Raw genomic sequence first — 25,402 nt, forward strand, 5'->3', positions numbered from 1 at the left:
AGAAATTAATTATTTCTAAGCCGTATTAAAAAGCACTGCAAAACTCATTACAAAAACAACAAGAGTGGAGATAGATTATGATTTATGCAAAACCAGGCAGTACGGGTAGCGTTGTTACATTTCAACAGCAATATGGAAACTACATTGGCGGAGATTGGGTTGCGCCAGTAAAGGGCCAGTATTTTGATAATGTTAGCCCTGTTACTGGTGAAGTTTTTTGCCAAATTCCACGATCCTCAGAAGAAGATATCAACCTTGCCTTGGATGCCGCCCATGGAGCTCGCGAAGCGTGGGGTAAAACATCGGTTGCGGCGCGCTCTAATATTTTGCTTAAAATAGCGGATCGAATCGAACAAAACCTAGAGCTATTAGCCGTAGCAGAGACTTGGGATAACGGTAAAGCAGTACGTGAAACTTTGAATGCGGACATTCCTTTGGCCGTCGATCATTTTCGTTACTTTGCTGGTTGTTTACGAGCACAAGAAGGCACCGCCGCTGAGCTAGATGAACACACAGTGGCATATCATTTTCATGAACCTTTAGGGGTAGTTGGTCAGATTATTCCTTGGAACTTTCCGATCTTAATGGCCGCTTGGAAGTTGGCTCCTGCATTGGCCGCAGGCAATTGTGTGGTGCTGAAACCCGCAGAACAAACCCCTGCGTCTATCCTTGAATTAGCGAAACTGATCGGTGATTTATTGCCTGCTGGGGTGTTAAATATCGTCAATGGTTTCGGTAAAGAGGCGGGTCAAGCACTGGCGTCCAGCAAACGTATTGCGAAAATCGCGTTCACTGGTTCGACCCCAGTGGGTGCTCAGATTTTGCATTGTGCCGCCGAAAACATCATTCCATCTACCGTTGAGCTAGGTGGTAAGTCTCCTAATATTTATTTTGCTGACATCATGCAGCAAGAAGAGTCCTACATCAGTAAATGTGTCGAAGGTTTGGTATTGGCTTTCTTTAACCAAGGAGAAGTGTGTACTTGCCCATCTCGCGCCCTGGTTCATGAGTCTATTTATGACGAATTTATCAAACTCGTTATTGAGCGTACCAAAACCATTCAACGTGGCGACCCATTAGATACAGACACTCAAGTAGGCGCTCAAGCATCGAAACAGCAGTTTGATAAAATCCTGAGCTATATGGATATTGGCAAAGAAGAAGGTGCTGAGCTATTGATTGGTGGCGGTGTGGCGACAGTACCGGGCTTTGAAAACGGCTTCTACATGGAACCGACCTTATTCAAAGGCACGAATGACATGCGGGTATTCCAAGAAGAAATTTTTGGCCCAGTAGTCAGCATCGTTACCTTTAAAGACGAAGCAGAAGCCTTGGCGATTGCCAATGACAGTGAGTTTGGTTTAGGTGCTGGCGTTTGGACTCGTGATACGAATCTAGCGTATCGCATGGGGCGTAATATTCAAGCAGGACGAGTCTGGATGAACTGTTATCACCAGTATCCAGCGCATTCAGCATTTGGTGGTTATAAAAAATCAGGTGTGGGTCGTGAAACTCATAAAGTTGCGCTCGAACATTATCAACAAACGAAAAACTTGCTAGTCAGTTACGATATTAACCCGCTAGGATTTTTCTAACATTCTCTTGTCTATTAACCCCCTTTAGACAACTTTAGGGCCCTTCGGGGCTCTTTTTTTTGCATAGCGTTAACGAAAAAAACCCAAAAGAGGCGACTCTTTTGGGTTTTAATGGATTCAATAAAATAGTGTTTTATCGAAACCTGTTACTTCTTAATATCTTTGTATTTCTTAATCTCACCGCTTTTTAGACGCGCTAGGTAAGAGGTTAATTCTTTTCTTACGATAGGCATTAAGCAGTACAAACCGATGATGTTGGCAACCGCCATGGCAAAGATCGCCGCGTCAGAGAAATCAATGACAGGACCTAAGCTAGATGCTGCACCGATAACAACAAACAAACAGAAGATGATCTTAAAGGTCAGCTCCATTTTTTTGCTTTCACCAAACAAGTAAGTCCATGCTTTTAAACCGTAGTAAGACCAGCTCAACATGGTTGAGAAAGCGAACAAGATAACAGCAATAGCAAGGATGAAGGGGAACCAACTGATGGTTGAACCAAATGCGGCAGACGTTAATGCTACGCCTGATGAGCCATCGGCAGTCAGGATAGTGCCACTTTCGTTTAGGATATAAAGCCCTGTTTGTGGATCAGATACCAATTGGCCAGTGATGATGATCACAAGGGCGGTCATAGTACAGATCACAACCGTATCGATGAATGGTTCAAGCAGAGACACAAATCCTTCGGTAATAGGTTCGTTTGTTTGTACCGCTGAGTGAGCGATCGCAGCAGAACCAACACCAGCTTCGTTTGAGAAAGCCGCGCGTTTGAAACCTTGAATCAAGGCACCCACTAAACCACCTGCTACACCAAGACCAGTGAAGGCGCCGGTAAAGATTTGGCCAAATGCCCAGCCAATTTTATCAGCGTTGAAGATCAAGATAACCAAGGCTGCGCCTACATAAAGGATACCCATGAACGGCACGACTTTATCTGTAACGCGAGCAATCGATTTGATTCCGCCAACAATAACGATGAATACAAGAGAGGCAAAGATAACCCCAGTGATCCAGCCTGGGTAATTACCGATAACTTGTGTCAACTGTGCGTGTGCTTGGTTGGCTTGGAACATGTTACCGCCACCAAGAGAGCCCAAAATACAGAACACTGCAAAGATACCAGCAAGCAATTTACCGCCAGGGATGCCCCTTTCAGCAAACCCTTTTGAGATGTAATACATAGGGCCACCAGACACGCTGCCGTCTTTGTATTCATTTCGGTATTTCACACCTAAGGTACACTCGGTGAATTTCGATGCCATACCGAGCAAGCCGGCAAGGATCATCCAAAAAGTAGCGCCAGGACCACCAATAGAAACCGCAACGGCCACACCAGCAATGTTACCCAACCCTACCGTACCTGAAAGTGCCGTAGCGAGTGCTTGGAAGTGACTGACTTCACCGGCGTCATTGGGGTTTGAGTAATCGCCTTTGACCAAAGCAATAGAGTGCCCGATGCTGCGAAACTGAACAAAACCAAAATACAGCGTGAACACACTGGCGCCTGTTACCAACCAAAGCACAATCCAAGGAAAGCTGGTTCCTGGAATCGGTGCAAAGATCAGTGCAACGAACCAACCTGTAGCGGCACCAAAGACTTCGTTTACCACAGCATCAATACTTTCTGATGCTTGTACCGTGGAGCTTAGACTCATTAATAGCAAAGAGGCCAAGGCAGTTATTAATATCGTAAATTTTTTCATAGCAGCTCCTCAGCTTACAACGGTCACGGGTACGTTCGCACTCATAACAAGATGTGCAGTCACACTACCAAATACGCGTGAGCTCAAGCCGTGTTCAGTGGAACGAGCCACGACAATTTGTTCTGCGTTTGTTTCTAGGGCAACGCTGTTTAGTAGTTGTGCGACCTTGCCGTGCATCACACGGCCATGTCCTTTAATACCTGACTCTTCTAGAGATTTGAGTGCTGGTTCGATGACGCGAGAATTCGCGTTATTTAGCTCTTCTTGGCGGTTTTTCTTACGAAGAGCGTTTTCTTCCGTTGTTTGGAAAGTATAAGGAGACCACTCAACGACACATATTAACTCTAGTGTGCATTCGTCTCCGATTAAGGTGGCTAGTCGCTTAGCATAAGAAAGCGCGCGATTGCCTGCCTCACTTCCATCTACTCCGACAATAATAGTTGCTGACATAATAAATCCTCTTCCTTTGGTGTGAAGGGTAAAAAAAATCATAAGACCTTCATAACGCTTGTATCTACTATACAAACATATAGCGATAAAGTTCATATTTTATGCTTATTGTGCACAAAAAAAGGTCATTTTTTGTTATTTCATAAAATATTGAGTTTTTATTGATCAAATAGTGAGTTTTTTAAACCAAAAATGACTGCCATTATCGCTGCGAAAAACGTGTTTTTCCTAAATACGAGACCTTGAATATTAGTCTTAGAAAATGATTTAGCAGCCTTCTCTCGGATTTCTAAGTGTAAAAAACAGAAATTTGAGGACAAAAGAGAGCCCTAGTAAGACTTGTTTATTGATTTGGGAGTATGGAGACATAAAAGTGTCGTTTTCAGGTAAACGAGTTATCGGGGGGCAACACACAATATCGACTTAAATAAAGTACCTTTTTGGAACAATCAAATGATCGTGTATTTCGCATTAATCCTTGTTTTTAGTTTGCTACGAAATACGTGATATCAGAAAAATTTGGTTGCTCTCTAGATGAGTCTTTGTTCTTGTACTGATACAAAAATAACAACTCATCAATATTAGCTTATCGCTAATTTTGCATTTTAGATAAAAGTAGAAGGCAAGTTCATGGCAATCAGTATGTTTGATCTTTTTAAAGTAGGTATTGGCCCATCCAGTTCACATACCGTGGGTCCAATGGTGGCAGCGAATCAGTTTGCTCACCAACTTGAGACATTGCATGTAATGTCTCAAGTCGCGCGCCTAAAGATCGATTTGTATGGTTCTTTGGGTGCAACGGGTAAAGGGCATGGTACCGGTAAAGCGGTATTGATGGGTTTAGAAGGGGCGCTCCCGGATGTGGTTGACCCAAGTATTATTGATGGACGTGTGGCCGACATAGAGTCCAGCTCATTGATCAAACTGCTGGCCAAACACGTGGTCGCGATCGACGTACAAGCCGATTTGATTTATCACCGCATCGACCGTCTTGATTTTCATGCTAATGGCATGGTGTTAGAGGCCTTTGATGCAGATGGGCACTCTTTACACCGGTCGACTTTTTATTCGGTTGGCGGTGGTTTTATCGTTCAGGAAAATGAACAGGGTGATGTCGAGCTAGTGGAAGACAGTACCGTCTTGCCTTTTGAGTTTCACAGTGCAGAAACCTTAATTGGTCTGTGCAAAACCCATGACATGAGCATCGCTCAGATCATGCTGGAAAATGAAAAAGTCTGGCGCAATGAAGCCGCGATACGAGAAGGTATTCTAGGCATCTGGAAAATTATGGAAGAGTGTGTCAAAAATGGCATGCGAAATGAAGGCATTTTACCTGGCGGATTGAAGGTAAAGCGTCGCGCGGCCAGCTTGTATCGGGATTTATCCAGTAAAACACGCATGGACATGATTACGCCTTCTCTGGGCGCGCTGGATTGGGTGAACTTGTATGCCTTGGCGGTGAATGAAGAAAATGCCGCCGGTGGGCGCGTTGTGACAGCACCAACCAATGGCGCAGCGGGCATTATTCCGGCCGTCTTGCACTATTACTGGGAGTTTTGTCCGCGTTCTAGTGAAGACGGCATCATAGAGTTTTTCTTGACGGCGGCGGCGATAGGCATGTTGTTCAAAGAAAATGCGTCTATTTCTGGTGCCGAAGTGGGCTGTCAGGGTGAGGTGGGCTCTGCGTGTGCGATGGCCGCGGCGGGATTGGCCGCTGCGACAGGTGGCTCTCCAGAACAAATTGAAAATGCAGCAGAAATTGGCATGGAGCATAACTTAGGGCTGACCTGTGATCCGATAGGTGGTCTTGTGCAAGTGCCGTGTATCGAACGTAATGCGATGGGAGCGATGAAGGCAATTAACTCCGCTTCCATGGCGATCCGAGGTGACGGTACTCATTACGTTTCTTTAGATAAGGTGATCCGAACGATGCGGGATACGGGCCGCGATATGAACGATAAGTACAAAGAAACCTCCCGAGGAGGGCTCGCTGTTAATGTCATTGAGTGCTGATCTTATAGGTCAGTAACAATCAATTTTAGAACTGTGTCATCGAGATTATAGGATGGTGTTATGAGTCGTTATTCAGTGTTTAGTCTGTTTAAACATGCGTTAAGTCATCATGAGAATTGGCAGAAAGTATGGCGCAATCCGACTCCGAAGGATGTCTATGATGTGGTGATCATTGGTGGTGGAGGGCACGGTTTAGCAACGGCTTATTATCTTGCTAAAGAGCATGGTATTACCAATGTTGCCGTGGTTGAAAAAGGCTATTTAGGCGGAGGGAATACCGCCCGTAATACAACGATTCTTCGTTCTAATTACCTTTGGGATGAAGCGGCTCATTTATTCGAACACTCGATGAAATTGTGGGAAGGCTTGAGCCAAGATTTAAACTATAACGTGATGTATTCACCACGGGGTGTGTTGAATCTTGGTCACAACTTACAGGATATGAGAGACATTGAACGTCGCGTTAATGCTAACCGACTCAATGGTATTGATGGCGAGGTATTAAACGCCAAACAGGTGAAAGATATTTGCCCACTATTGGATTGTTCAGATCGCGCTCGTTACCCTGTTTTGGGTGCTTCTTGGCAAGCTCGTGGCGGTGTGGCACGCCATGATGCTGTCGCATGGGGATTTGCTCGCGCGGCAGATTCACTGGGTGTTGATTTGTTGCAGCAAACGGAAGTCATCGGCATTCGTCGTCATGAAGGCGCTGTATGTGGCGTAGAAACCAATCGAGGCTTTATTGCGGCGAAGAAAGTGGCCTGTGTCACCGCGGGTAGCTCGTCGTTATTGGCGAAGATGGTGGGTATGGAGCTGCCTATTGAAAGTCATCCATTGCAGGCATGTGTGTCTGAGCCGATCAAACCGATTTTAGATACCGTTGTAATGTCCAATGCCGTACACGGCTATATGAGTCAGTCGGATAAAGGCGATTTGGTCATCGGTGCCGGCATTGACAGTTATACCGGATATGGTCAACGAGGGTCTTTTCCAGTGATTGAGCATACTTTAGCGGCCATTTGTGAAATGTTCCCCGACGTTAGGCGAGTGCGAATGAACCGCGCTTGGGGTGGGATTGTCGATACGACACCGGATGCTAGCCCGATCATCTCCAAAACACACATTCCAGGTTTGTATTTTAACTGTGGCTGGGGCACCGGTGGTTTTAAAGCCACGCCTGGGTCTGGCAATGTCTTTGCTCATACCATCGCCAAGGATGAGCCGCATCCGCTGGCTAAACCTTTTAGCATTGATCGCTTCCATTCGGGGCACCTTATTGACGAACATGGCGCCGCTGGTGTGGCTCACTAGGAGATCTGTTTTATGTTGCATTTATTTTGTCCTTATTGTCAGGAACTCCGTGAAGAAGACGAGTTTCATTATCGTGGTCAAGCGCACATTGTTCGCCCTAAAGACCCTGAGTCATTATCGGATAAAGAGTGGGGGGATTACTTGTTTTTCCGTCATAACCCCAAAGGCATTCATCATGAAATGTGGTACCACGTCAGTGGTTGCCGACGTTTTTTTAACGTCACTCGTAACACCGTTACTTATGATATTTACGAAACCTATAAAATAGGTGAAACACCAGCAGTAACCGCTAAGGAAGAGACGGAATGAGCCAGAAAAATCGCTTAGCCCAAGGGGGCCGTATTGACCGTAATAAAGTATTAAACTTTAGCTTTGCTGGTCAGACTTATACAGGTTATGAAGGGGATACGTTAGCCTCGGCGCTATTAGCCAATGGGGTAGACGTAGTAGGTCGTAGTTTCAAATACTCTCGTGCGCGCGGTATTACAGGCCATGGTAGCGAAGAGCCAAATGGCGTAATTCAATTGGGCAGTGGTGATTCTACTGTACCCAATGTGCGGGCGACACAGCAGGAGTTGTATGCGGGTTTGGTCTCAAATCCGGTGTCGGGTTGGCCAAACGTAAATTTCGACCTGATGTCTTATTTAGGAAAAGCCGGCGCCATGATGCCGCCGGGGTTTTACTACAAGACTTTTATGTACCCACAAAAATTGTGGATGACTTATGAGCATTTCATTCGTAAAGCCGCGGGGCTTGGTAAGGCGCCAACCGCGCCGGATCCAGACACCTACGATAAGCTAAATCAGCATTGCGATGTGATGGTGGTGGGGGGTGGACCAGCGGGCTTGAGTGCGGCTTACGCTGCCGCAAAAACCGGTGCTAGGGTCATTATTGCCGATGAACAGAATGAAATGGGCGGTCATTTATTAACGTTTGATCAAACGATCAATGGCTCGTCTGGCAGCTTATGGTTGGCAGAAATCGTCGCCGAACTGAGCGCTATGAGCAATGTGAAGGTCTTGTGTAAAACGACGGTAATGGGCTACTTCGATCATAATTTCCTAGTGGCTATCGAGCGTCGTACTGATCATCTTGGTGAGCGTGCCGTCTCAGGAACGCGTCAACGTTCTCATCGGATTCGAGCTAAACAGGTAATTTTAGCGGCAGGCGCCCAAGAGCGACCATTGGTATTTGCCAACAACGATGTACCTGGAGTGATGTTAGCGTCTTCAGTGACAACTTATATTAAGCGCTACGCGGTGGTTCCAGGTCATAAATTGATTGTTTCTACTGCCAATGACAGTGGCTATTTAGCGGCAATAGAGTGGTCAAAAGCAGGTCGCCATGTGGTGGGTATTGCGGACTCGCGTACCGATTCTGATGGCGCACTAGTGGCGGAAGCCAAGGCGTTAGGGATTAACGTGTGGTTTGGTCATGGGGTGACAGAAGTGAAGGGTGGCCGTCGCGTCTATACCGCCTCTGTAGCACCGATCAGTGTTCAAGGCGATCGGGTGACAGGAGATATTCAAAATTACGATTGCGATACGGTCGCTACCTCAGGTGGTTGGAGTCCAGTCGTACATTTAAGTTGTCATACAGGATCTCGCCCGGTTTGGTCTGATGACATTATTGGTTTTGTGCCGGGTAAAGCCTTACAGGCGCAACACTGTGTGGGCTCGATTGTCGGCGATCATCAATTAGCTGATTGTATTAATAATGGACTGGAAACCGGCAGTAAAGCGGCGGCGCAAGCAGGTTTTGGCGAAGGTGAATTGCTGGTGGCTAAACCGTCAGTTGAGTGGTTGGCAGAAGGCAAGGCGCAGGCTTTGTTTTTAGTACCACATAAGAAAAATATTAGCCGTGCACCTAAGCAGTTTGTTGATTTGCAAAATGATGTAACGGCGGCTGGTATTGAGCTGGCAACTCGTGAAGGTTTCGAGTCGATTGAACACGTTAAACGTTATACCGCCATGGGCTTTGGTACTGATCAAGGTAAGCTTGGCAATGTGAACGGGATGGCGATTGCCGCTCGCTCACTGGGTAAGAGTATCGAAGAAACCGGCACGACGATTTTTAGACCGTCTTATACCCCTTCTACGTTTGGTGCCTTAGCGGGTCGTGATGCAGGTTCATTGTTTGATCCTGAACGCTACACAGCGATGCATCAATGGCATGTGGATAATGGCGCTTTGTTTGAAGATGTTGGTCAATGGAAACGCCCTTGGTATTACCCGAAACCGGGTGAAACCATGCAGCAATCATTAAACCGTGAGTGTTTAGCGACACGAAGCAGCGTGGGGATTTTAGACGCTTCTACCTTGGGTAAAATTGATATTCAAGGCAAAGATGCGCGCGAATTTTTGAACCGAGTTTACACCAATGCTTGGTCTAAATTGGCTGTAGGCAAATGTCGCTATGGTCTGATGTTAAAAGAAGACGGCATGATCATGGACGATGGGGTCACCTCTTGTTTAGCGGATGATCACTTTATTTTGACAACGACAACAGGCGGCGCTGCCAACGTATTGGAATGGTTGGAGTTATGGCACCAAACGGAATGGCCTGAGTTAGATGTCTTTATGACATCAGTAACGGACCATTGGTCAACCATGACCATTTCAGGGCCAAATGCGCGCAAAGTTTTAGCCAAGGTCTGTAATGATATTGAGCTAGATAAAGACGCCTTTAAGTTTATGGATTGGCGCGATGGCACAGTAGCAGGCGTTACCGCGAGAGTGTTCCGTATCAGTTTCACGGGCGAATTGTCTTATGAGATTAACGTGCCAGCAAACGATGGAATGTTCGTCTGGGAAGCCGTAATAGCGGCCGGAGAAGAGTTTGGTATCACGCCTTACGGTACCGAGACGATGCATGTACTGCGTGCAGAAAAAGGCTTTATTATCGTTGGTCAAGACACGGATGGATCAGTGACGCCTTACGATATGGACATGGGATGGTGCGTAGGTAAAAACAAAGAATTTAGTTTTATTGGTAAGCGTTCTTTTGATCGTTCGGATACGCAGAAAACAGACCGCAAGCAATATGTCGGATTAAAAACGAAGAACAGTGATGAGGTGTTACCAGAAGGCGCGCAAGCCGTTTGGGATCCAAAACAAGCGATTCCGATGACTATGGTGGGTCATGTGACCTCGAGTTATTACAGTGCAGTAGTGGGACGTTCGATCGCACTGGCGGTGATCAAAGAAGGTCACAGTCATAAAGGGGAAACCTTGTATTTTCCTCTAGCCGATGGCCGTGTTATCGAAGCAGAAATTTGTGATTATGTGTTTTACGACCCAAAAGGAGAGCGCCAAAATGTCTAATTTAACGACCTTTGACTTCTCAGCGCGCGCTGAAAATACGCAAGGAGCGACACGACGTGAAACCCCCTTGCATCATATTATCCACCCTAACGCAGAGATGGCGAAAGTGGCTTTCAACGAAGTGGCGTTTTGCGCACAACTGACGTTAAGAGGCAATCCAGACAACGCTGATTTCTTAGCGGGTGTGGAAAAAGCCTTAGGGGTTGCTCTACCGTTAACGCCATTAACCAGTCATGCATCGGACAGTTATTATGTCTTTTGGATAGGCCCAAATGAATGGCTTATTTTGGCGCCAAATTTAGCACCAGCGGCGGTAGAAGCTTCGCTGCGTGCTGAGTTGACCGGTCATTTTGCGGTGGTTGATGTGTCAGGTGGTCAAACCTTGATGACGCTTTCAGGTGAGGCGGTTCGCGAAGTGCTGCAAAAAAGTTGTGGTTATGATGTGGAAGCGTGTTTTCCTGTTGGTAAGGTGGTGACCACGCATTTCGGCAAGGCCACCGTTGTACTTCATCATCAAATAGAAGGGACATATTTGATGGTGGTACGCCGCAGCTTCGCAGACTATGTCTGGCGTTGGCTAGAGGATGCATCAGCAGAATTCGGTCTTATGGTAAAAGGAGCTTAGTATGCCTCGATTATCTGGGAATTTTATTATTACTGCCAGCTGTGGAAGTGAAATCGGTACTGTAGATGTACTGACTCGTTTTCTGTTCGATAAATGTTGCTACGTGGTCGATGTTCAATCTTTTGATGATCAATTTAATCGTCGTTTCTTTATTCGAGCGGAATTTAAATTCCAGCCTGAAAACGAAGAAGCCTTGGTTGCTTTTCGTCAGGAATTTGATGATCGAGCTAAGTCCTTTGATATGAAATGGGACATGTTCGATGCGGCAACACGCCCTAAAGTATTGATCATGGTGTCGAAATACGCACACTGCTTGAATGATTTACTTTATCGCTATCGCACGAATCAATTGAAAATTGATATCCCTGCGATTATCTCGAACCACCCTGATTTGGAAGAATTGGCGAAATGGCACGGTATTCCTTACTACCATTTCCCCATTACGGCAGAAACTAAGGTGGACCAAGAAAAGAAAGTGCGCCAGGTGATGAAAGAGACCGATTCAGAATTGGTGGTGTTAGCGCGATATATGCAGGTTTTATCACCGGATATGTGTGATTTTTTAGAGCATAAAGCAATTAATATACACCACTCTTTGTTGCCAGGTTTCAAAGGGGCCAAACCCTATCATCAGGCACATAATCGTGGTGTTAAATTAGTGGGCGCAACAGCACACTATGTTAACAATGATTTGGATGAAGGCCCTATTATCGAACAAGTTGTTGAACCCGTGGATCATACTTATTACCCTGAGGATATGGTGGAAAGAGGGCAGGATGCAGAGTGTATTGCCTTGGCGCGAGCCGTTCAGCTGCACTGTGAGCGAAGAGTTTTCCCCAATGGTAATCGAACGGTCGTTTTTCGCTAGATTATCCTTTTAAATAAGTGCCTGAGAGGGCACTTTTTAAATGGATAATGGCTGACATGAAAATGTAATATTTCTAGGGTTTTTATATTATGTACCTCAGTGTAGAATGGCGCCGGAAAGCATTTCATGAAAGAAATGTGACAGGATGAACTAAGAGCCAAATTCTAATATTGCTAAGGTAGGCATTTCTCTTTTTGCTATATTGGGTTCAGTGAAAAGCGGTTTGGTATAGATTAATCAGTAAAGATGAGCCTCTATGGATCTTACAAATAACCCGAAAGAAGAAACTACCCTGTGGGGTGGAAACGAACTAATTCGTGTCTTGATAGCCTTGGCTTTCATTTTCGTCGCTGGCTTTTATGCATCATGGCAAGGCATTGGCGTTTCTAATCTTTCAATTCTAGCGATTGCTGCTGCGATTGGTGCTTATATGGCACTCAATATCGGCGCCAATGACGTTGCTAATAACGTTGGTCCAGCGGTTGGTTCTAAAGCTCTATCAATGACTGGGGCCATTTTAATTGCCGCATTATTTGAAGCGGCAGGTGCACTGATTGCTGGTGGTAGTGTTGTTGGCACCATAAAAAAAGGCATTATTAATCCAGATGCGATCGCCAACGCAGAGACATTTATTTGGATCATGATGGCCGCTCTTCTTGCTGGCGCAATTTGGCTTAACCTAGCAACATATTTAGGCGCTCCAGTGTCAACAACACACTCTATCGTTGGTGGTGTGTTAGGGGCTGGTATTGCGGCTGGTGGCTGGGATATAGCGAACTGGAGTCAGCTTCTTGCTATTGTCGCAAGTTGGGTTATTTCCCCTGTTTTAGGGGGGGTGATTGCGGCGCTGTTCCTCATCTATATTAAGCGCTCCATTACTTACAAAAATGACATGATTGCTGCGGCCCAAAAGACGGTGCCTTTATTGGTCGCTCTTATGGTTTGGGCTTTTTCTACGTATCTAATTCTTAAAGGTCTTAAGCACCTTTGGAAGCTGGATATCATGACAGCGGGATTAATTGGTTTTGCAATTGCATTGACGGCTTATTTCCTAGTCCGTCCTATGGTTAATAAAACAGCAGCCTCTTTGAAAAATAATAAAGATGCGGTGAATAGTTTATTTACTATTCCATTGATTGTTTCTGCCGCGCTACTAAGTTTTGCACACGGTGCAAATGACGTAGCTAACTCGATTGGGCCTTTGGCTGCCATTAATGACGCATTAATGACTGGGGCTGTTTCGAGCACCGCACCGATTCCTCTTTGGATCATGGCCGTTGGTGGTATTGGTATTGCAATTGGCTTGGCTCTGTTTGGCCCTAAACTCATTAAAACAGTGGGTTCTGAAATTACCGAGCTTGATAAAACTCGCGCTTTTTGTGTTGCGATGGCGGCATCTATTACGGTTATCATTGCGTCGCAACTGGGTCTTCCAGTCAGTTCAACGCATATCGCAGTTGGTGGTATTTTTGGTGTAGGTTTCCTACGTGAGTACTTGAAAGAGTCTTATGAAAAGAAAATTGCAGCGATTATTAAGCATTCTCAAAAAGCAGGTCTTGGTATTGAAGAAACGCAATTATTTGTGAAACGCTTTACTGAGGCCGACGTCGAGAAAAAACGTCTTATTCTTAAAGAGTTGAAAGCAGCAAGTGATGCTTCTCCAATTTCTAAAGAAGAGCGAAAAGGGCTTAAAAAAGCAACCAAGAAAGAGTTAGTAAAGCGTTCTGCATTAATTCGAATTGCGGCGGCTTGGGTTATTACGGTACCTGCTTCGGGTATATTAGCCGCTATGTTGTTCTATATGCTTTTAGGCTTCTCTGTTTCTCGTTAAAATTTTGATTCATATCTACTAAAAGGCCAGTTTAACTGGCCTTTTTTGTGTCTCTAATCTCCGCTCTATGCTATAAAAAAGTACGGCTTATAAACAATTCATTTGAAGGTATTTGTAATCCTGACTTTAACTCAAAATATTAACGCTATTTTTCATTGAAAGAGTAAACCTTAGAGTATGACCGTTGTAATCATTTCTGTTCTTTTGCTGTCCATTGGCGGGTTCATAGTATTTGCTATTGTTATCCAGCTTAAAGAGCAGGCACGTTTAGAAAAAGTCAGAAAAATAGCGGCTTTGAATAATCATGTTCGTCAAGTACGCCGTTACTTAGATGACATACCTCCTCAATATCAACCTAAAGATATGAGGCTTTGGCTTTTTTCTCGTTTAGTGTCCTATTACGATGATTTGCTCGCAGTACAGCCTGATGCAACGATTACTCGACGTCGTAAGTTCCTTGTAGAAGAAATGTCTGAATTTCAAACGAGTAAGCTAAAAAGACGAGCCAAACCCATTAATGACGAGTTACTGATTTTAGGCCTAAAGCGTTTATTTGAGTCTTTTCATCTTTTTCTTAAACAATCAGAGAAAGATAAAACATTAAATCATGACGTGTCTGCTCGTTATTTAGGTTTAATCCAGTTTTATAAATACAAGGTAAATGCAGATTTTCATGCTTATGTTGGTCGTCAGTCTTTCCTATCAGGAAACTATGATAAAGCGATAGAAAACTATAAAGCAGCCATATCTCAGCTTTCTCCAATTAGAGAGACAGCAGAAGCAAAAACGACGATAAAACAATACAATAGCCTCATTGCTGAAATTAAAGATACACTATCAATGAAGCAAACAGATGGTGCAGATGGCTCGACAGAAGATAAGAAAACAAAACCTACAGAAGATGGATTAAATCGTGAATGGGATAACTTCATCGATGACACGGGTTTTAAGAAAAAGAAACATTTCTAGACTGAATCATTCCTGTTATTTTTATACTCTTGGCGTCTTACTGTAAAGTCCTCAGTAAATCGACGATATTTTATTTATAAGTTAGTAAGGATACTGTGTGAACCTAGCTCTTTTATCTGCTTTTATTCCAACTTTCTTCTTTGTCTCTATCACGCCTGGAATGTGTATGACGTTAGCCATGACACTCGGTATGACCATAGGTGTGAAACGTGCGTTATGGATGATGCTGGGAGAGTTAACAGGTGTTGCAACCGTTGCTACCTTGTCAGCCATTGGTGTCGCGGCTTTATTACTTAATTATCCGACGGCCTTTGTTATTCTTAAAGCGATTGGTGGGCTTTATTTAGCGTATATCGGCATTCAGATGTGGCTATCTAAAGGAAAAATGGCGATAAAAACAGAAGAACATAAAGGGGCTCCAGCCACATCATTTGAGTTGATTTCTCAAGGTTTTATTACGGCCATTGCCAACCCAAAAGGATGGGCGTTCTTTGTTGCATTGTTACCGCCTTTTCTTGATTCTTCAAAACCGTTAGCAAGTCAGCTGGCTGTGCTAGTGGCGATTATTCTCTGCCTTGAATTTAGTTGTTTGATTATTTATGCAACAGGTGGGCGAACATTGAGGTCGGTATTGATGAAGAGTGGCAATGTACGCATTATGAACCGTGTAGCCGGCACGTTAATGATTTGCGTAGGTGGTTGGCTGGCCATGGGCTAGTGAGCACCCAATAAATAGTATGTTAAGAAGACGCTTTAGGGCGTCTTCTTGCGTTTGAAGTTGTTGTTTTCTTGCTTGTCGTTTTCCTACCGGTTGAGGCCTTTCGCTTAGTAAATGCTTTTTTTGCTGGCGCTGGCAGATTTTGTAATGCCGCTGTTGGCATTTCTCGGGATTTGTCGAGAAGCTCTGTTAAATTTTTCTCAAGATTTTGCATAAAAGTTTGGTAACTAGCTTCCCCTAAACTGATGGCATTAAGAGAGGATTCCCATTTTGCCGTCATATCTGGAGTAACCAATTGCTGTGGTAAACAATCAATAAAAGCACGGCCTGTTTTGCTAGCGTGTATTTGCTTTCCTTGGCGCATTAAAAAGTCGCGTTTAAACAGCAGTTCTATAATGCTGGCTCGGGTTGCTTCAGTACCTAATCCATCGGTTTCTTTCAAAATTGCACGTATCGCTTTATCCGTGACAAAACGACTGATTCCTGTCATAGCAGCAAGCAAGGTTGCATCAGTAAAAGCCGCAGGTGGTGTGGTGACCTTTTCATCAATAATACCTTCATGGCACCAGGTTTCTTCCCCTTTAGTGAGCTTCGGTAGTTCACTTTGTTCTTCATCGTTATTCGTTTTATTTTTTCTTGGTAGCAAGGTCTTCCAGCCAAGTGATATTGGCGTGTTGCCTTTTGCTTCAAATTGGCCCCCTTCTATTTCCAGCTTTATCTGTGATGCCAAGTAATCGTAATCGGGGTAAAACTGCATTAAATATTGACGTGCGATTAAGCTAAATACTAAGTTTTCTGTTTTGGACAAAGACGCCATTTTGTAAGATTGCGTCGTAGGGATAATGGCATGGTGGGCAGTCACTTGCTTGTCATTCCAAGCTTTGCTTTTTTTGCTTGCGTCTGCGGATGCAGCGCCCTTAGCAATCTCGCCTTCAGTGTTAGTGAGCGCTTTAATGACGCTGGGTGCATCTCTATGCTGTTGGCTAGGCAAATAACGACAATCCGACCTAGGATAAGTAATCATCTGATGGCGTTCATAGAGCGTCTGGCAGATATCAAGTACTTGCTGAGCGGAGAGAGAAAATGCTTTTGCCGCGTCAATCTGTAAAGCAGATAAGCTGTAAGGCAGAGGAGGGGGTTGGTTCTTTTTTTTGTAATTTGCTTGCGTCACTATCGCCGGTTTATTGGTGATTCGAGAAGCTACGTTTTTTGCTAGAGGCAGGCTTAGAACTCGATTTTCATCGTCCATGTAGGATTGGCAAGACTCGCTAGGTAGCCATTTTGCGCGAAATCTATTACTTTTCTTATCTTCAATATTTGCCCAAACTTGGTAGAAATCTTTGGCTACGAAGTCTTCTCTTTCCTTATCTCTCGCTGCGACAAGTCCCAAGACAGGGGTTTGCACTCGTCCAATGGATAAAACTCCTTGATAGCCAGCCTGACGACCTCTTATTGTGTAGGCGCGAGTTAAGTTGAGACCAAACAGCCAATCAGCTCGCGCTCTACCAAGAGCAGATCGTGATAATGCGGCGAATTCAGCGTTAGGGCGTAAATTGTTGAGGGCTTTTTTTACGGCTGACGGTGTTAAGTCATTTATCAGCAAGCGCTGGGTCGATTTTAGCTTTTGTGCTGATGCTTTGCTGTAGTGCAAAACCTCATCAACAAGCAACTGACCTTCACGATCAGGGTCTCCAGCATTAACAAGTGTGGTTGCTTTTTTTATCAGTTTTTTAAGAACAGATAGCTGCTTTTTGGTTGCTGCTTTTTCTTGCCATTGCCATTCGCTAGGAATAATCGGTAAGTGATCCAAGCTCCATGATTTAAAAGCTGGATTATAGTGGTGAGGCTCAGCTTGTTCGAGTAAGTGGCCGATGCACCAACTAACACAGTCTCCATTGGGCAGCCATATGCAACCATCCTCTTTTTTTTGAGGAGTAGGAAGGGCGGCCGCGATAGCGCGTGCAAGACTGGGTTTTTCGGCAATATAGAGAATCATAGATACACTTACTGTTTATATATACAGTTAAGTGTATCCAAGATGTAGTGAGCTTACTAGGGCTGAATTTATTTAATTGGCACTACTAGTACAGGGATTTTACTATTATGAATCACTTTATTCGCGGTAGAGCCGATGACCATTTGACCGATTCGACTATGAGTTCGGCTGTTCATAATAATAAGGTCGACACCTTTTTTCTCAGCAGTCTCTTGAATGATTTCTGATGGTACGCCATGCACGACAATAGTTTTTGGCGGTGTGCTTAGGGTCGCTAATTCTTCTTTATTAGCATCCATAAAGTTTGTTAGTTCTTCTTGCATGCGTTCTTCTACATTTTTAACCGCTTCTTCATGCATTTTTTCTGACGCTTCTTTAGGAACGTAGTAGTAAATCATGTTAACAGCTTGAGGGCTGAGTGGTTCCATTGAATGCATGATGATAAGTTCTGCTTGATGAGCCAAAGCAATATTTAAAGCAAGTCCTAATGCAGGCTGAGTTTTACTTTCTAAGTCAGACGCATAAAGAATTTTTTTAATTGGAGGTAGCATGCTAATTTCCTTTTTTAGTTTATGGTCAAAGTATAAAACTATTTTTTTTTGTTATGCTGACCTAGATCAATAATTGATAGTAATATTCTTGTATATAGGACGTTCAGAGTCGTATTTTTTTTGATTTTCTCTATGGCTGTCTATTAAGAAACTGCCTATTGATATTACAAAAATCATACCTACGAATAAAAGCCCCCAATAATCTCGAGATTTCTCTGAGCTGTTATCTTTAATGACGTGCGGGATAAAGGTCTTGGCTTTCATACGTTATCTACTATTAGTTCAATATTGTTGCATCGATAGTAAATGATAATCAATATCATTAATAGACTCTATTTTGCACTTCTTCTCTACAGCCTCTTTGACATTAATGTTCTGCTGCGAGGCCTATGTTATGATACCGCCTCAATTTTTTAACCGATAAGAGAGTTAACTATGTCTGAACTGTCGTTCGACTCAAACGAATCTAAAATCGCATACGGCATTGGTCGTCAAATTGGTGATCAACTACGTGGTAGCGATCTTGGTGAATTGTCTCTAACGCATCTTTTTGCTGCGATCGAAGATTCATTGAACGGTGCAGAAATGCGCGTTCCGGGTGCTGAACTTGAAGCCGCTTTTGCTGAACTTCAAGCAAAAATGGAAGAAAAAACTCGAACAGCTTCTGAAGGAAACATCCAAGCGGGTGCGGCTTTCCTAGAAGAGAACAAAGCTAAAGACGGCATTCAAGTAACAGAAAGTGGTCTTCAGTTTGAAGTTCTTGAAGAAGGTACAGGCGCGACACCAGCTCTAGAGTCTACTGTTCGTGTACATTACGAAGGTCGTCTGCTTGACGGTCAAGTATTTGATAGTTCAATTGCTCGTGGCGAGCCAATTGAATTTCCTCTAACTGGCGTTATTGCTGGTTGGACTGAAGGTCTTCAGTTGATGAAAGAAGGTGCAAAATACCGTCTTACTATTCCTGCTGAATTGGCTTACGGCGCACAAGGCGCTGGCGCTATGATCCAACCTCATTCTGTTCTTCAGTTTGATGTTGAATTGATTGCTGTAGTTTAATAATGGCCTAATGATTGATTAATTAGCGCTGTCGCTTAATTCATCAAGAATACCAAAAAGCGAGTTGACCTGAAGAGGACAGCTCGCTTTTTTGTTTATCTGACTGCTAACAAGGTTATTTTTACAGTCAGGGTAGGAACCTAGATCTCTCTTTCCATGCGTATGTGCAGTTTAGTCGCCTCTAAAAACACCTTACCATCCGTTGTGAAATTGTGTTTTTCATAAAAGGCTTGGGCTTCCACTTGAGCATCTAAAAAAACCTTTTTGATCCCCATTTCTCGTGCAACTTGAACGGCTTTTTGTAAAAGCATGTCGCCATAGCCTCGGAGGCGATAGGCAGGAAGAACCGCTAAGCGCCCAATATGACCATCTTGAAGTAGCCGACAGGTCCCTGTTGGTACTGCCGTCGTTCCGAAAGAGACAAAATGCACTGCGTTTTTGTCATGCTCGTCCCATTCGGCTTCGGGCGGAATGCCTTGTTCAATAATAAAAACCTGCTTCCTAACAAAGGTAAGTTGGTCTTTACTGCTGTTCCAGTCGGAGGTTAATACGTTCACAATCTTATCCTTTATTCTTCAGAAGCCGTGAGTTCAATAAGGCCTTGCTGGCGAATCAAGAAACGTAATAAAGGAATTAGGTCGCTGTCTTGCTCTAGATCTAGTCCTGAAAAGTCAAATTCCGTTTCGTTACAAACCGCTTGTACAAAAATAGCGAGCTCTCTGCTCATTACTAAGCTATCGCCATTGCAAAATACAGTCATGTTTGATGTGTTGTCAGGCTGATCATCAAGCCCTTCAAGTGTTTGTTGGTTCTCTGACTCTGATGTCTCTGGGTCGTAATAACTGATACGTGCATCGCCAGGTCGGATAAACGTATGCCCAGCTAAAGCATTTGAATAAGCTTGTTCAAGCTCTTGCTGATTCAGAGGCGTTAAAAATTCAGGGTATTTACTGTCGCTCATGGTTTCTCCCAACCATTGAGCAAGAACCTCTGGCTGGTTTATTAAGCGTATAAGTTCTGCTTGTAAATACGTAATGTCTTCTTGATTGATCTGGGCGCTATGGGCTCGAGTGCCTGATTCAGGTGCGGAAAAACGATCTTTCTCATTGATGGTGTCACACAGTTTGTCTCGGATACCGGTTAAAGCGTCTTGCATGCTTGGTGCACGAAAACCGATTGAGTAGGTCATGCAATCGTCGTCCAGTGAGCGCCCATTATGAGCAAAATTAGGTGGTAAGTAGAGAATGTCCCCTGCGTCTAGCTCCCAATCCATTGTGCTGTCTACGTCGAAGTTATCCAATATATGCAATGGGATATCTGGTATAGACGTGTCTTGATATTGATCTGGTGCGAGTACTTGCCAGCGTCGTTTACCAGCAACCTGTACCAAAAACACATCGTACTGGTCATAGTGTGGGCCAACGCTACCACCTTCTGTGGCGTAACTGACCATAACGTCGTCAAGGCGCCAGCTTGGTAAAAACTGAAAGCGCTCTTTTAGTTCTTGGACTTCAGGTACCCAGTGGTCAACTGCTTGAACTAATAACGTCCATTCTTTTTCTGGTAGTGTCGCAAAAGCGTCTTCGTCAAATGGACCTTGGCGTAACTCCCATGGAGATTGTCCATTTTCTATTACGATACGTGATTCGACACCATCTTCCATTGCCATGCCAGCTAATTCATCTGCATCCAAAGGAACATCGAAAGCCACTAAGCCAGAGCGAATCAAAAGAGGCTTTTTCTGCCAATATTCTGACAAGAATGTGCGTGCCGTCATGCCGCCTAAAATGGTTAGTGGTGCGTCTAAATCTATCATAAATTACTCACTCTAATAAAAGAGATAATCGAAAAGGGGGAGACAAAAAAGAGCCGATAAATCGGCTCTTTTTACGTTATTAATGCACTAACGATGCTTTTGGAAAGTTAGTGATTAACGAATGGCTTTTGCTTGTGCAACCGCATTACCGATGTAAGTCGCAGGTGTTAGCTTTTTAAGCTCCACTTTAGCGTCTTCTGGCATTTCCAGCGTGTCTACAAAGGCTTCGATCGTTGCTTGATCAATAGTACGGCCGCGCGTTAGTTCTTTTAGTTTCTCGTAAGGAGATTCGATGCCGTAACGACGCATAACAGTTTGAATTGGCTCAGCCAATACTTCCCATGCATTGTTTAGATCCGCGTCAAGGCGCGGTGCATTGATTTCCAATTTACTGATGCCTTTAAGCGTTGATTGGTAAGCGATCAAGCTATGCGCTAGACCAACACCTAGGTTACGCAACACAGTAGAGTCTGTTAGATCACGCTGCCAGCGAGAGATCGGCAATTTAGCGCTTAGATGTCCCATGATGGCATTCGCAATGCCCAAGTTACCTTCGGAGTTTTCGAAGTCAATTGGGTTAACTTTATGCGGCATAGTTGATGAGCCGATTTCGCCAGCAATGGTTTTTTGCTTGAAGAAGCCCATTGAGATGTAGCCCCACACATCACGATCAAAGTCGAGCAAGATGGTGTTGAAACGGCAAATAGCATCGAACAATTCAGCGATGTAATCATGCGGTTCAATTTGTGTTGTATAAGGGTTCCAAGATAAGCCTAAAGAAGTCACAAAAGCTTCTGCGTGAGCTTGCCAATCGACATCTGGGTAAGCAGAAAAGTGAGCGTTGTAGTTACCTACAGCGCCGTTGATTTTGCCTAAAAATTCAACGTTTTCAATTTGCTTAAGCTGGCGACTAAGGCGTGCTGCTACGTTGGCCATTTCTTTACCAACAGTAGACGGAGACGCGGTTTGACCATGAGTACGAGACAACATAGGTTGTTCAGCGTGCTCAATGGCAAGATCTTGGATCGCTGTGATTATGTTTTTAAGTTCTGGAGTAATGCCTACTTCCAGAGCTTCACGTAACATCAAAGCGTGTGACAAGTTATTGATGTCTTCAGAAGTACAAGCAAAATGAACAAATTCAGAAATAGCCGCTAGTTCAGCATTGTTGGCCATTTGATTTTTGATGAAGTATTCAACCGCTTTGACATCGTGGTTCGTGGTTTTCTCAATGTCTTTGATCGCTTGAGCGTCTGCTTCGCTGAAGTTGTCAGCCAATTGGTCTAATAACGCGCTTGCTTCATCACTCAGTGCGGGTACTTCAATAATTTGCGGGTGTTTGGCAAGAGCCTGTAGCCAGCGTACTTCCACAATGACGCGCATACGAAGCAAGCCATACTCGCTTACTGAGCGACGTAATACATTGGTTTTTGATCCGTAACGACCGTCTATTGGGGAAATTGCGTTTAAGCTAGTTAATTCCATTGAGATAACGCCTCGACCATGGTTTTCAGGGAGCCGCTATTATAGGGAAAAGTGGGACGTACTGCCATTGCGCTAAGGTGATTCAAGGTGTTTTGTCATGATTAACTTGGTAGAACGAAACAAGCACCAAGTAAAATGAGTGACTTGATGCTTTTAATTGGATGGGAGACACTGTCTATTCTCCGCTTTTACTAAGAAGTTCTATGCTTGAGTCTGCAATAAAGCAATATTTATTAGAAAAACCAGAAGCGTTGGAAGATTATCCATTTGGACCAGACGCTATTGTGTTTAAAGTGCAAAAGAAAATGTTTGCTTTATTTATGGTGAGGCAAGGGCAGAGTGCGCTTAATTTAAAATGCGATCCTGAAGAAGCGGTTCAGTTAAGGGATATTTTTAGCGCCGTCACGGCGGGATATCATATGAATAAACGACATTGGAATACTGTCATTCTTGATGGCTCTCTACCAATGGGTGAAATTGAACGTATGATTGATAATTCTTATAGTTTGGTTGTCAAAGGCCTCAAAAAATCAGATCGAGAAGGTTTGGAAGTTCGTCACGGTAGTCAGATTGTTTATGCGTTGAATAAGTAGATTATTCAAATCAGGTTGTTTTTTTAGTATTGTTGCTCTTTTTATACTGATAAAAAGTTGAGTGACTTAGGCCCGCTTGGAGGTTTTATGAGTACAGTGTTGAAAGGAAGTTGTTTGTGTCATGGCATCCAGTATGAAGTACGCAGTGAGCTAGGCGATATTATGCAGTGCCATTGCCAAAAGTGTCGTAAAGCAAACGGTACCGCGTTTGCGACTAATGCCGCTATCCCAACTGATGCCTTTGTCTTTTTAGAAGGAGAGTCATTAGTAGGGGAATATGAATCGACACCTGGCGTGTTTCGTACTTTTTGTACTCGATGCGCATCCCCGCTTTACAGCCGTCGCCCTAGCCAGCCAGAATTGCTTCGATTACGTATTGGTACCCTTGATACGCCAATTGAAGGTCGCCCAGCGCTTCATATTTATGCCGCGTCTAAAGCAGAATGGGATCGTATCACAGATGATATTCCTCAATATGATGAACGGCCACTCTCTTAATTCTCGCTAAGTGATAGCGTCAGTTCGATGATTACTTTAAAAAACTGGCAAAAATGATTTGGTCGTCTATGCTTAAAGTTCCCTCCATAGATGTAATGAAGAGACCTTTGAGGCTGTAGTAGGCGTGATGTTTACCATGCTTGCCTCTTTTTTTAATAGATGCACTCTGCCAATTCCTTATTTTTCCCACTTATCCACATAGCGTGTTGCGTTATGATCTTTTATTTCGCTAAATAAGGGTGACTCTATTGTCTATTCTGCCTCATCAAACTGATATTTTTGGTGGCATTATCATCGATCCTGATCAATTACCTGATACCTTAATTCAGTTTGAGCAGGGATTGATTTCATTATTAGAAAAAGCCAAGAAAGGCGATTTCAAACTTATTTGGCTTACCGTTGAACGCACCAAAACAGACATTATTCCTATTTTAGCAACACATAATTTTGTATTTCATACTTGCAGCGAAGACACGCTGACAATGATTTGCCGTATGGAAGAAACCAGTTATGCGCCTTTTTCGCCTACTCACACTTTGGGTACTGGGGCGATCGTTATCAATGATAAAGATGAGCTGTTGGTGATGCGCGATAATTGGTCATCTTATCGCGGTTATAAATTACCGGGTGGATATCTTGAACAGGGTGAAAGCATTGAAGAAGCCGTTGTTCGAGAAGTGCTAGAAGAAACTGGTGTAACCACTCGATTTGATGCTGTATTAGGGCTCAGAGCACGCCACCCTGTGCAATTTGACAAATCCAATCTTTATATTGTTTGCCGTTTAGTACCGATTGACGAAACCATTGAGATTACTGATACCGCTGAAGTGGCGGAAGCCAGATGGATGCCAGTGAGTGACTATTTGGCAGATGTGAATATTCATGCGTTCAATCGAAAAATGGTGGCAGAGTTGAGACATTGTACCGGCTTACAGCGCATTCAAGTAGATACATCATTAGCGTCCAATGCTCAGAATGAAGTCTTTTTTGCGACCTAATGTTAAGCAACAAAAAGTGAGCATTCTTACTTTTGGGCTATTGTACTAAACGCTGCATGTTAAAATGAAAAGATCACAATCAGAATGACTTGTCCCTCCTTCCTACGCCCCGTATAGTCTCTGCCATTGTAGAATGGCCTGAAGGCCATGGCCCTCATCGAATTGGATTGTTTAGTGTCTGATATAAATAAATCGGCAGCAGTGTCGTACTTTTTAAAAAGCCGCCCAGCCGCTATTGAGCTAGATAATGTATCTTGGTCTCCAACGGCTGGACGAGTAGTGCTTCAGCCTATTCAAATAAGTATTAAAGCGGGTGAGTTTGTTGCGATTGTAGGCCCAAATGGGTCAGGAAAAACCAGCTTATTACGTTGTTTATATCGGGTAAATAAACCCACATCTGGTTATGTGCGACTAGACGGTAAGGATGTTTGGCGCCTGTCAGCCAAACAATGCGCTCAACGTATTGCCACTGTGTTGCAGGATTCTGGTGCAGATTTTGGGCTCAGCGTGTTTGAGATGGTGGAAGTCGGATTAACACCGAATACATCGTCTTGGGGGCGCTCAGATAAGGATATTCAAACCGTAGAACGCGCATTAGACTGGTTAGATGTATTGCCATTAGCGAACCGCGATTTCAGTTCACTATCCGGCGGTGAGCGTCAGAGAGTAAGAATTGCACGGGCGTTAGTGCAACAACCCGACGTCTTGATCCTAGATGAACCAACGAATCATTTGGATATTCGCCACCAGCTTGATGTCCTTGCACTTATTGCCAAACTACCTTGTACTGTAATTGTATCGCTTCATGATTTAGCGTTGGCTTCAGCCTATGCCGATCGCGTTATGGTGCTTAAAGAAGGGCGATTAGACGCCTTTGATACGCCTGAGAACGTCTTTTCTTCTAGCCGAATTAAACACGTTTTTGATGTTGAGACCGTGATAGATGAACATCCTATTACACAGCGCCCACGATTTTCTTTTTACCTTAATGATTAACCAT

General features: G+C 44.0%; 22 protein-coding genes. 15 read left to right on the forward strand and 7 right to left on the reverse strand.

From position 1 onward, the window contains the following. The first annotated feature begins 77 nt into the window (after nt 1-77). Complete coding sequence (exaC, locus tag E0D70_RS00205) at nt 78-1,595, forward strand: acetaldehyde dehydrogenase ExaC (protein WP_133010254.1); 1,518 nt, start codon at nt 78-80, stop codon at nt 1,593-1,595. 146 nt (nt 1,596-1,741) lie between these two features. Here exaC and E0D70_RS00210 read toward each other — a convergent pair whose 3' ends face one another. Both E0D70_RS00210 and E0D70_RS00215 read right to left on the reverse strand, forming a co-directional pair. After that, nucleotides 1,742-3,301 (reverse strand): alanine/glycine:cation symporter family protein, encoded by a 1,560-nt coding sequence (locus E0D70_RS00210; protein WP_133010255.1) that lies wholly within the window; start codon nt 3,299-3,301, stop codon nt 1,742-1,744. 9 nt (nt 3,302-3,310) lie between these two features. Beyond that, nucleotides 3,311-3,751 (reverse strand): universal stress protein, encoded by a 441-nt coding sequence (locus E0D70_RS00215; protein WP_133010256.1) that lies wholly within the window; start codon nt 3,749-3,751, stop codon nt 3,311-3,313. Between the two features lie 630 nt (nt 3,752-4,381). Here E0D70_RS00215 and E0D70_RS00220 point away from each other — a divergent pair. The 9 genes from E0D70_RS00220 to E0D70_RS00255 all read left to right on the forward strand — a co-directional run bounded on the left by E0D70_RS00220 (nt 4,382) and on the right by E0D70_RS00255 (nt 15,409). After that, nucleotides 4,382-5,764 (forward strand): L-serine ammonia-lyase, encoded by a 1,383-nt coding sequence (locus E0D70_RS00220; protein WP_133010257.1) that lies wholly within the window; start codon nt 4,382-4,384, stop codon nt 5,762-5,764. 60 nt (nt 5,765-5,824) lie between these two features. After that, complete coding sequence (locus E0D70_RS00225) at nt 5,825-7,075, forward strand: sarcosine oxidase subunit beta family protein (protein WP_133010258.1); 1,251 nt, start codon at nt 5,825-5,827, stop codon at nt 7,073-7,075. A gap of 12 nt (nt 7,076-7,087) precedes the next feature. Beyond that, nucleotides 7,088-7,384, forward strand: a complete 297-nt coding sequence (locus tag E0D70_RS00230) for a sarcosine oxidase subunit delta (protein ID WP_133010259.1) — start codon at nt 7,088-7,090, stop codon at nt 7,382-7,384. Further along, on the forward strand, nt 7,381-10,398 hold the full coding sequence (locus E0D70_RS00235; protein WP_207923161.1) for a sarcosine oxidase subunit alpha family protein: 3,018 nt from the start codon (nt 7,381-7,383) through the stop codon (nt 10,396-10,398). The genes E0D70_RS00230 and E0D70_RS00235 overlap by 4 nt, the downstream gene beginning before the upstream one ends. Then, on the forward strand, nt 10,391-11,023 hold the full coding sequence (locus E0D70_RS17530; protein ID WP_207923162.1) for a sarcosine oxidase subunit gamma: 633 nt from the start codon (nt 10,391-10,393) through the stop codon (nt 11,021-11,023). The genes E0D70_RS00235 and E0D70_RS17530 overlap by 8 nt, the downstream gene beginning before the upstream one ends. 1 nt (nt 11,024) lies before the next feature. Continuing rightward, the gene (purU, locus tag E0D70_RS00240; RefSeq protein WP_133010260.1) at nt 11,025-11,891 is read left to right on the forward strand and encodes a formyltetrahydrofolate deformylase; all 867 of its coding nucleotides are present in this window, start codon (nt 11,025-11,027) and stop codon (nt 11,889-11,891) included. Nucleotides 11,892-12,147: 256 nt separating this feature from the next. Continuing rightward, complete coding sequence (locus E0D70_RS00245) at nt 12,148-13,722, forward strand: inorganic phosphate transporter (protein WP_133010261.1); 1,575 nt, start codon at nt 12,148-12,150, stop codon at nt 13,720-13,722. A 177-nt stretch (nt 13,723-13,899) separates the two neighbouring features. Continuing rightward, nucleotides 13,900-14,691 (forward strand): hypothetical protein, encoded by a 792-nt coding sequence (locus tag E0D70_RS00250; protein WP_133010262.1) that lies wholly within the window; start codon nt 13,900-13,902, stop codon nt 14,689-14,691. A 97-nt stretch (nt 14,692-14,788) separates the two neighbouring features. Continuing rightward, on the forward strand, nt 14,789-15,409 hold the full coding sequence (locus E0D70_RS00255; RefSeq protein ID WP_133010263.1) for a LysE family translocator: 621 nt from the start codon (nt 14,789-14,791) through the stop codon (nt 15,407-15,409). Between the two features lie 22 nt (nt 15,410-15,431). On the opposite strand, the gene E0D70_RS00260 is transcribed toward E0D70_RS00255, so the two are convergent. Further along, nucleotides 15,432-17,405 (reverse strand): DNA topoisomerase III, encoded by a 1,974-nt coding sequence (locus E0D70_RS00260; RefSeq protein WP_133010264.1) that lies wholly within the window; start codon nt 17,403-17,405, stop codon nt 15,432-15,434. Between the two features lie 68 nt (nt 17,406-17,473). Further along, nucleotides 17,474-17,956 (reverse strand): universal stress protein, encoded by a 483-nt coding sequence (locus tag E0D70_RS00265; protein WP_133010265.1) that lies wholly within the window; start codon nt 17,954-17,956, stop codon nt 17,474-17,476. Nucleotides 17,957-18,391: 435 nt separating this feature from the next. On the opposite strand from E0D70_RS00265, the gene E0D70_RS00270 reads away from it, so the two are divergent. Then, a complete protein-coding gene (locus E0D70_RS00270) occupies nt 18,392-19,012 on the forward strand; it encodes a BamJ family beta-barrel-assembly machinery protein (protein ID WP_133010266.1) in 621 nt (206 codons plus the stop codon). Nucleotides 19,013-19,152: 140 nt separating this feature from the next. Here the strand turns inward: E0D70_RS00270 and E0D70_RS00275 are convergent, their stop codons facing one another. From E0D70_RS00275 to purB, 3 genes are all read right to left on the reverse strand, one after another. Further along, the gene (locus E0D70_RS00275; protein ID WP_133010267.1) at nt 19,153-19,569 is read right to left on the reverse strand and encodes a GNAT family N-acetyltransferase; all 417 of its coding nucleotides are present in this window, start codon (nt 19,567-19,569) and stop codon (nt 19,153-19,155) included. A gap of 11 nt (nt 19,570-19,580) precedes the next feature. Beyond that, nucleotides 19,581-20,828, reverse strand: coding sequence for a cupin domain-containing protein (locus E0D70_RS00280; protein ID WP_133010268.1), 1,248 nt, complete (start codon nt 20,826-20,828; stop codon nt 19,581-19,583). Nucleotides 20,829-20,942: 114 nt separating this feature from the next. Then, nucleotides 20,943-22,313: an adenylosuccinate lyase gene (gene purB / locus E0D70_RS00285; RefSeq protein ID WP_133010269.1), complete on the reverse strand. Its 1,371-nt coding sequence runs from the start codon at nt 22,311-22,313 to the stop codon at nt 20,943-20,945. A gap of 203 nt (nt 22,314-22,516) precedes the next feature. Between purB and E0D70_RS00290 the strand changes: the two genes are divergently transcribed. From E0D70_RS00290 to E0D70_RS00305, 4 genes are all read left to right on the forward strand, one after another. Then, a complete protein-coding gene (locus E0D70_RS00290; RefSeq protein ID WP_133010270.1) occupies nt 22,517-22,906 on the forward strand; it encodes an MmcQ/YjbR family DNA-binding protein in 390 nt (129 codons plus the stop codon). 87 nt (nt 22,907-22,993) lie between these two features. Then, on the forward strand, nt 22,994-23,404 hold the full coding sequence (locus E0D70_RS00295; RefSeq protein ID WP_133010271.1) for a GFA family protein: 411 nt from the start codon (nt 22,994-22,996) through the stop codon (nt 23,402-23,404). 248 nt (nt 23,405-23,652) lie between these two features. Then, nucleotides 23,653-24,402, forward strand: a complete 750-nt coding sequence (locus E0D70_RS00300) for an NUDIX hydrolase (RefSeq protein ID WP_133010272.1) — start codon at nt 23,653-23,655, stop codon at nt 24,400-24,402. 174 nt (nt 24,403-24,576) lie between these two features. Next, entirely contained in the window at nt 24,577-25,398 is an 822-nt protein-coding gene (locus E0D70_RS00305) for an ABC transporter ATP-binding protein (RefSeq protein ID WP_240536912.1), read from the forward strand. Nucleotides 25,399-25,402 lie beyond the last annotated feature (4 nt).

Source organism: Marinomonas flavescens, from assembly GCF_004352835.1.
GTDB classification, from domain to species: Bacteria; Pseudomonadota; Gammaproteobacteria; order Pseudomonadales; family Marinomonadaceae; genus Marinomonas; species Marinomonas flavescens.

What these genes read in the sequence shown, in the direction of transcription:
- exaC (WP_133010254.1), top strand. Translation starts at nt 78, where the DNA reads ATGATTTATGCAAAACCAGGCAGTACGGGTAGCGTTGTTACATTTCAA.
- E0D70_RS00210 (WP_133010255.1), bottom strand. Translation starts at nt 3,301, where the DNA reads ATGAAAAAATTTACGATATTAATAACTGCCTTGGCCTCTTTGCTATTA.
- E0D70_RS00215 (WP_133010256.1), bottom strand. Translation starts at nt 3,751, where the DNA reads ATGTCAGCAACTATTATTGTCGGAGTAGATGGAAGTGAGGCAGGCAAT.
- E0D70_RS00220 (WP_133010257.1), top strand. Translation starts at nt 4,382, where the DNA reads ATGGCAATCAGTATGTTTGATCTTTTTAAAGTAGGTATTGGCCCATCC.
- E0D70_RS00225 (WP_133010258.1), top strand. Translation starts at nt 5,825, where the DNA reads ATGAGTCGTTATTCAGTGTTTAGTCTGTTTAAACATGCGTTAAGTCAT.
- E0D70_RS00230 (WP_133010259.1), top strand. Translation starts at nt 7,088, where the DNA reads ATGTTGCATTTATTTTGTCCTTATTGTCAGGAACTCCGTGAAGAAGAC.
- E0D70_RS00235 (WP_207923161.1), top strand. Translation starts at nt 7,381, where the DNA reads ATGAGCCAGAAAAATCGCTTAGCCCAAGGGGGCCGTATTGACCGTAAT.
- E0D70_RS17530 (WP_207923162.1), top strand. Translation starts at nt 10,391, where the DNA reads ATGTCTAATTTAACGACCTTTGACTTCTCAGCGCGCGCTGAAAATACG.
- purU (WP_133010260.1), top strand. Translation starts at nt 11,025, where the DNA reads ATGCCTCGATTATCTGGGAATTTTATTATTACTGCCAGCTGTGGAAGT.
- E0D70_RS00245 (WP_133010261.1), top strand. Translation starts at nt 12,148, where the DNA reads ATGGATCTTACAAATAACCCGAAAGAAGAAACTACCCTGTGGGGTGGA.
- E0D70_RS00250 (WP_133010262.1), top strand. Translation starts at nt 13,900, where the DNA reads ATGACCGTTGTAATCATTTCTGTTCTTTTGCTGTCCATTGGCGGGTTC.
- E0D70_RS00260 (WP_133010264.1), bottom strand. Translation starts at nt 17,405, where the DNA reads ATGATTCTCTATATTGCCGAAAAACCCAGTCTTGCACGCGCTATCGCG.
- E0D70_RS00265 (WP_133010265.1), bottom strand. Translation starts at nt 17,956, where the DNA reads ATGCTACCTCCAATTAAAAAAATTCTTTATGCGTCTGACTTAGAAAGT.
- E0D70_RS00270 (WP_133010266.1), top strand. Translation starts at nt 18,392, where the DNA reads ATGTCTGAACTGTCGTTCGACTCAAACGAATCTAAAATCGCATACGGC.
- E0D70_RS00280 (WP_133010268.1), bottom strand. Translation starts at nt 20,828, where the DNA reads ATGATAGATTTAGACGCACCACTAACCATTTTAGGCGGCATGACGGCA.
- purB (WP_133010269.1), bottom strand. Translation starts at nt 22,313, where the DNA reads ATGGAATTAACTAGCTTAAACGCAATTTCCCCAATAGACGGTCGTTAC.
- E0D70_RS00290 (WP_133010270.1), top strand. Translation starts at nt 22,517, where the DNA reads ATGCTTGAGTCTGCAATAAAGCAATATTTATTAGAAAAACCAGAAGCG.
- E0D70_RS00295 (WP_133010271.1), top strand. Translation starts at nt 22,994, where the DNA reads ATGAGTACAGTGTTGAAAGGAAGTTGTTTGTGTCATGGCATCCAGTAT.